Source organism: Paenibacillus sp. OT2-17 (assembly GCF_009827695.1).
GTDB lineage: Bacteria > Bacillota > Bacilli > Paenibacillales > Paenibacillaceae > Paenibacillus > Paenibacillus polymyxa_B.
Genome location: NZ_WUDQ01000195.1, coordinates 1 through 6,274, shown reverse-complemented (window position 1 = coordinate 6,274; position 6,274 = coordinate 1). Strand labels below are relative to the sequence as shown.

Sequence of the window (6,274 nt, the reverse complement as noted above, 5' to 3'; positions counted from 1 at the left end):
AAGACACGTGCGACTTGGTTAGCACGTGTCTTGTTATCCAAAGGTCTTACCAAAGGTGAATTCGTGACTATCTTCATGGAACGGAGCTTAGAGACCGTCATTTCACTGCTTGGTATCCTGAAAGCCGGAGGTGTATATGTACCTGTTGATCCCGCCCACCCTGCTGACCGGAGTAGCTACATTGTCGAAGACACGCGTTCTCCTTTTGTCTTAACACCTTCCGCACTCATGGAACAAGCGACTGAACTGTGCGGTTCCATTGAGACGGTAAAAGAAATTTTAGCGATTAACGGGCCACTGGCAGGCTATGCTGCAAGCAATCCGAACGTTAATGTAAGTCCGGATGATCTAGCTTATGTCATCTATACATCCGGCTCTACAGGCAAACCGAAAGGTGCCCTGATCGCTCACCGCGGTGTCGTTAACCTAGGAGCTGTCGTGCAACGCGATTGCGACATTACACCTCAGGATGTGTTGACCCAATTTGCGACCTACAGCTTCGATGCATCCGTTTGGGATACAATTGGAGCCTTGTTTTACGGTGCAAAATTGTACTTGCTGTCTTCCGAAGAACGTGTATCTGTTGAAGAATTCGCTGAAGCCATTGCACGTACAGGCACGACGATTATTACCATTTTGCCGACCGTATTCTTTAATCAGCTATCTACGTACTTGTCAGACGAAGGCTATCGCAAACTCGCTAAGGTACGGATTGTTACCGTGGCAGGCGAAGCGCTGTACGGCTCACAAGTTCGAGCGTTCCAAAGCAAATTCGGTATAGATACCGACATCGTAAACGTATACGGACCGACAGAATGCACCGTAGCGACGACGACCCATCGGGTCCGTGGTGCCGTGCCTGAGCATGTCGTCAATATTCCGATCGGCAAGCCGATTTACAATTACAAAGTGTATATCGTTAACGATGATAACAAGCTTTGCCCTGTCAATATTCCGGGTGAAGTATGCATTGCTACTCCTGCATTGGCCCATGGCTATCTCCATCAGCCAGAACGTACAGCCCAATCATTCGTGGACAATCCTTTTGTTCCGGGTGAAAAAATGTACCGCTCGGGTGATATCGCCAAGCTGCTGCCAGATGGTACGATTGAATACGTAAGCCGCAAGGATTCACAACTCAAAATTCGGGGGAATCGGATTGAAATTGGAGAAATTGAAGACCATTTTTCCAAACATCCAGGTGTTCAGGACGTCGCTGTAGTAGCCGTCAAAGATCACACAGATCAGAACATGTTAGTTGGCTATTTTACCACTTCGGATGGACAATCCATTCCACAAGACGTTATTCAGTCTTATATTGGGGGCAAGCTACCTTCTTATTTTGTACCAAGCCATGTCGTTCATCTGGAAGCCATGCCAATTTCACCAACTGGCAAGATCGATCGCAAAAAGTTGGCCCTGCGGCCACTGCCGGAAGCGTCTGATCTTTCATTTGGCGGGGAACCTCTCCGAGAAGGAACCGAAACACTTATTGCCGAAGCATGGACTCAAGTGCTTGGTAAAAATAACATTGGCGCTACCGATGATTTCTTCCTGATCGGGGGCGATTCGCTTCGTGTCATTCATGTGCTGGCCATTCTGAAGCCGCGTTATGGCGCGCTGCGCATCGGAGACTTTTTCCGCTACAAAACCGTTCGTGAGCTTGCTGAATACGTGGAACAATTAGGTACGGAACAAACGCCGCAACGCAAGCCACTCGCGATTTCTCAAGAAAAAATGGACTTGAATGAGCATCCTATTGAGTTGTCTGGTGCTTCTGACTTAGCTGAGGTCCGCGACTTGCGCGTGATTTTGTTGACCGGAGCTACAGGCTATCTGGGCTCGCACATTCTGTATGACCTGCTTCAACGGACAGAAGCCAAAGTATACGCGATGGTACGCCCTTCTCAGGACGGTCCATCCGGTATCGAGCGTATTCAGTCCGTATTGACGGGATATTTTGGACAAGATATCTCCAGCTTGATCGAAGGACGGGTAAAAGCTGTCTATGGGGATCTGGAGCAAGCTGATCTTGGTCTCTCTTCCGTCGACCGTCATATGCTGGAGCACCAAATCGACGGCATCATTCACAGCGCCGCTGACGTTCGCCATTTTGGTGATTCGGCAGCTTTCGATCGCACGAATGTGACCGGTACACTGGAACTGCTGAAAATCGCCCAAGCCAAGCCGGGAGTATCCTTCCATCATGTCTCCACTATGGGGATACCGGAGGATCTTGCAAACGAAGGAAAATGGGAGTCGGCATTGGAGCTTTCTGCCTTCCCAGAAGAACTGAACGTGGACAACCTGTACACGAACAGTAAACTCGCGGCGGAGAAGCTGTTGTTCCAAGCAGCTCAAGCGGGTACGCCTGTCTCGATCTATCGCGCGGGCAATTTGACAGCCCATTCGGCCAACGGACGCTTCCAGCGAAATATCGACAGCAATGCTTATTATCGTATGATGAAGGCGATGCTGCTGCTGGGTAAAGCGCCACAAGCCGATTGGCATACGGACTTCACGCCGATTGATTACGCCAGCCGTGCTATCGTAGAGCTGTCCGTTCATCAAAAAAGCGCAAACCGCATTTTCCATATCTGCAATCCGAACCCACTGCCATATGATGAACTGATCGCTATGGTAAACCAACTCGGTTACGCAGTAGAAACCCTGCCTTTTGACGATTACAGCGCCTGGCTGCTGAATCCGTCTTCCGGCATTCAGGAGGATGCACTTCACCTTGCTATGGGACAACTGGAAGGTGACGGAGCCAAGGATTCAGCTTACCGTTACGGATGCTCTGTAACCGCAGCTCTGCTGGAACAAGCTGGCGTTCAATGCCCGGCAACCGACCTGAACTTTATTCGGAACATGATCCAGCATGCCGTCGAGATCGGTTACTTCCCGACCTCTTCATCGGTATCTGTAAAAGCAACACAGAGGTAACAAAGTTGTGATATTTCTCCCGCATGTTTTCGGTATGATAGACTAGATTTTGCTAGTTTCATATTTAGTATAAACCTCTATACTTTCAGAATTTTTTGCATGCGGGGGATGTCATTCAATGAAACACACTTTTTTTAAAAGAACATTGCTAATCATAAGTTTGTTGGCTATTTTAGGGATTTTGGTGTATGAAGCACGTAGCATATACCACACACCTACAGTTAAAGGGACTCATCGTACACGTACAGCTCATGCAGATCGACTGGTACGCCATTTATTCTCACTGACGCCTACACCAGATAAAGTATATTACCAAAACAAAGTCATTGTCCTGATGTATCATGAGGTGACCAAGACTCCACCTGATCCCGGCGCTCTCAAGCTTAGTAATTTAACGAGGCAGTTGGACGAAATGAAAGCTAACGGCTTCCACTGGATCACGATGAAAGAGTATACCGACTTTATTTTACATAAAGCCAAGGTTCCTGATAATGCGGTACTCATGACATTCGACGATGGCTATGAGTCCTTTTATACGGACACTTTTCCCGTGTTGAAAAAGTATCAGGTTCCGGCAACCAATTTTCTCATTACGTCCACGATCAGCAATCCCAAACACATTGGTATTCCAAAGCTGACATGGGATCAAATTCATCAGATGCATGCCGAAGGCATTGATTTTTACAATCATACCAATGACCAGCATGCTTACGGGTACTCCAACACAGCACGCACCAAACAAAAGCCGCTTCTGATGGGGCCTGTGTATTCGAAAAAGCTGGGGCGAATGGAAACCGAGGATGAGTTCAAACAGCGGGTTTATACCGATTTGGGCATGGCTGACAAGAAGCTGTTCAAGCATCTACACAATGATCAGAATGTACTTGCCTTCCCATATGGTGGGTATACCAAGGAAACGCTGGAAATTTGCCGTTCCTTGGGAATTGATGTTACGTTCACGGTGAAACGTGGGATTAACTCGCCAGGGCAAACGAACGGCTATCGCGTCAATGCAGGTGGAATACACAATATTCCGGAAGTATTGGTGCAATACATGAAGGAAGGTGCTCCCCTTCGCCCACTTCCTTTTGCCCAAGGTCCTAACAAGGTATCCTAAACGTTAGCTAGCTTATTCAAGGATAAAAAAGAACCTTTAAAACCATTTATGTCGTGGTTTTAAAGGTTCTTTTGTTGTATGAGATGTAGATTAGGGCCAGATGCGAATTGCCGCGATAACAGCCAGATGTACCGGGTAAAAGCTGCGCCACAACCAGCGCGGTACCCGACTATAAAATCCGCTCTCTCCCGTTGCAAAACATACGATCAGAATGCTGGACAGCAGACTAAAGTGTTGGAGATTTGCGTGGTGCACCATATCATACACAACGTTCAAAGCAAAATGGGCTGCAATCATCATATATGAGCGAGTGTATCGATAAATGAGAACCAGCAGTAGACCATAGGCCCCGTAATCCATCTGGCTGAACTCCATGACCAGAGCTGTAAGGACGTACAGACCCGTTACAGCCGCCCAATGCTTCAAGCGGGATGCAGCAGCCAGCGCGAGCAACGAGGCCAGTAGCGTCCAGATTACATTCGGTCTGTATACATCAAACGCCAGCATATAGGGCACCTGAGAAATCAGAGCCAGCCCGAGTAGACGGAGCATATAGCTCCGCATATCTCGGGTACGGGTATACCCCATATACAGCGCGTAGGCATAGATTGGAAAAGCAAGTCTGCCGGCAATTCTCCAAGCCGGATCCGTCGGAAAAAACACAAGTCCGACATGGTCAATCAGCATCGTCAGCATGGCCAACCAATACATACAAGGCCCCCTTATTCATCTTTTACGTTTTTTCTTCTGTCAAGCTCAGAATGGCGTTCATGATGTCCGTTTTCGTAACCCGCCCTACCAACCCTTGAATTGGAGTTGAGGAGCTACATTGCTCGTCCAAAACTGGAAGACAATTGACCTGATGCCGAATCAGTCTTGATATCGCTTCCAGTAAAGAGTCTTCTGGAGCAAGCGTCGTCATTTGGGCCCGGCGCGTCATTGCCATGGTCACCGGGACGGTGTGAAGATCGGTATGCCCCAGCATGACCTTCAGCAAATCCTTGCGCGTAACAATTCCAATGAGCTCCTGCTCCTCCCCTGTGACCATCAGCGTGCCTGTATTTTGCTGAAACAGCATCAGCACCGCATCATAGGCGGTAGCGTCACCGGAAATCAAAATCGGATCACTAAGTATATCCGCCACAGTCAGCTTTTTGAGCATGTTGCCGATATGACTATCATATTTGGGGTAACGTCCTGGCAAGTAGCCTACCTTCGGCTTGGCATCCACCAGCCCGAGCATAACGAGCAGAGCAAGATCAGAACGGAGAGTCGGACGCGTCAGTCCCAGTGTTTCAGCAATTTTATCCCCTGTTACAGGTGCCAGACGCTGGACAATATCAACAATTTCCCGCTGTCTTTCAGACAGTTGAATAATGATTACCTCCTTATGAAGTGGGGTAGCATATATTATAAATGAGCATAGATCGGTAAATTTCAGCATCTTCCGACAATTCATCAAATTTTAATCATAGACAGCTTGTTTTCAAATTTAAAATGTGTCACAATTAAGGATGTAATACATACTAATTATAAGTTTAACGTGTGCAATATGCTACATTTAAATGAACTATTGTACATCGCATGTGATATGTATTATGTATTATATAAACCTGAGGAGGAAATCAAATGAAATTTTTCTTGGATACTGGTAACATTGAAGAAATCAAACGTATTGAACGTTTGGGTCTGGTTGATGGTGTAACAACGAACCCTTCACTGATCGCTAAAGAAGGTCGAGTGTTCAAGGAAGTCATTCAGGAGATTTGCAGTATCGTTGAAGGTCCCGTAAGTGCTGAGGTTATTGGTCTGAAGGCTGAAGATATGCTAAAAGAAGCTTATGATATCGCCAAGTGGGCACCGAACGTGGTTATCAAGCTTCCTATGACCGAAGACGGCTTGTATGCTTGTAACGAGCTGACCAAAAACGGAATCAAAACGAATGTAACACTGATTTTCTCCGCGGCTCAAGGTTTGATGGCAGCCAAAGCTGGCGCTACTTTTATCAGCCCGTTCGTAGGACGTCTGGATGATATCGCTGTTGATGGTATGAAGCTGATTCGTGAACTGAGACAAATTTTGGACATTCATGGTCTGAAATCCGAAATCATCGCCGCATCCATCCGTAATATTAAGCATGTAGAAGATGCTGCTCTGTCTGGTGCACATATTGCCACCATTCCAGGTTCCTTGCTCCCTTCTCTGTGGAAA

At 47.2% G+C, this 6,274-nt stretch carries 5 protein-coding genes; 3 read left to right on the top strand and 2 right to left on the bottom strand.

The annotated features are described in order from the left end of the window. Nucleotides 1–2,946 (top strand): amino acid adenylation domain-containing protein (locus GRP75_RS17040; protein WP_160789880.1); only part of this gene is annotated, 2,946 nt, incomplete at its 5' end. A gap of 118 nt (nt 2,947–3,064) precedes the next feature. Beyond that, the gene (locus tag GRP75_RS17035) at nt 3,065–4,063 is read left to right on the top strand and encodes a polysaccharide deacetylase family protein (RefSeq protein ID WP_068940615.1); all 999 of its coding nucleotides are present in this window, start codon (nt 3,065–3,067) and stop codon (nt 4,061–4,063) included. A 90-nt stretch (nt 4,064–4,153) separates the two neighbouring features. Here the strand turns inward: GRP75_RS17035 and GRP75_RS17030 are convergent, their stop codons facing one another. After that, nucleotides 4,154–4,774: a TraX family protein gene (locus GRP75_RS17030; protein WP_028542763.1), complete on the bottom strand. Its 621-nt coding sequence runs from the start codon at nt 4,772–4,774 to the stop codon at nt 4,154–4,156. 22 nt (nt 4,775–4,796) lie between these two features. Beyond that, entirely contained in the window at nt 4,797–5,507 is a 711-nt protein-coding gene (locus GRP75_RS17025; protein ID WP_160789881.1) for a CBS domain-containing protein, read from the bottom strand. 185 nt (nt 5,508–5,692) lie between these two features. Here GRP75_RS17025 and fsa point away from each other — a divergent pair. Beyond that, the coding region (gene fsa, locus GRP75_RS17020) for a fructose-6-phosphate aldolase (RefSeq protein WP_160789879.1) at nt 5,693–6,274 on the top strand (582 nt) is incomplete at its 3' end.